Source organism: Methylobacterium sp. BTF04 (assembly GCF_010692745.1).
Lineage (GTDB): Bacteria > Pseudomonadota > Alphaproteobacteria > Rhizobiales > Beijerinckiaceae > Methylobacterium.
On sequence record NZ_JAAHTB010000225.1, the window covers coordinates 1 to 750 of the forward strand.

1 protein-coding gene is annotated in these 750 nt (G+C 66.8%); it reads right to left on the reverse strand.

The window, feature by feature from the left end; genetic code table 11:
* Positions 1 to 750: terminase gpA endonuclease subunit (locus tag G3T14_RS25605; protein ID WP_204263058.1), on the reverse strand; the 750-nt coding region annotated here is incomplete at both ends.

Below are 750 nucleotides of genomic sequence, written 5' to 3' on the forward strand. Positions count from 1 at the left end.
CTTTCCAGGTCCGGGCCAGCTGCGTGTTGAAGAACGTCCTCAACGCCTCCGGGCCCCGTCTCAATGCGCGGGCGAACTTCGCCACCGTCTCGCGGATCGTCTGCTTCGGTGCGTAGAGCTTGGACGCCTGAAAGCCCGCATGGTCGTTCGGGACGGCCTGCGCGCCGCAATGGATGCACAGGGCCCGGGCGACACCGTGCACCTCGGGCGCCCAACGCTCCGGGGTCTGGTTCTCACCGCAGCAGGTGAACGTTCGCGTCTGCCTCCACTCGACCTTGCGCAGCGCAACGAGGCGCTGGGGCTCCGTCATCGGGTGTTCGCAGGCCACGCACTCGTATCGGCCCGTCTCGGCCCTGATCTTGCCGGCCTCGTCCTTGTCGAAGCGAACCCGCTCCCATTCGAGCGGATGCCAGCCGTGGCAGCCCGGGCACTCGACGAAAGCCTTGCGCTGGTCGCTCTCCTCGTACGAGGCCTCGATGGCACTTCGGCCCGCGATCGTCGGCGAGCAGGCCCGTACCGAGAGGCTGTTCGCCTTGAACTCGGCTTGGCGCTCCTCCGCGAGGTCAATGGGCGAGCCCTCTCCGCCGGCCGAGAGGGGGTATTTGTCGATCTCATCACAGGTGAGCAGCCGGATCGGCCGCATTGCGAGGTTGGTCGGGCTGTTCGAGCCGACGAGGGTAATGTGCCCGCCGGGAAACTGTTTGTGCGTCAGGGTGGCGCCGGCATCTCGGGACTTCAGGTCTCCGAAAA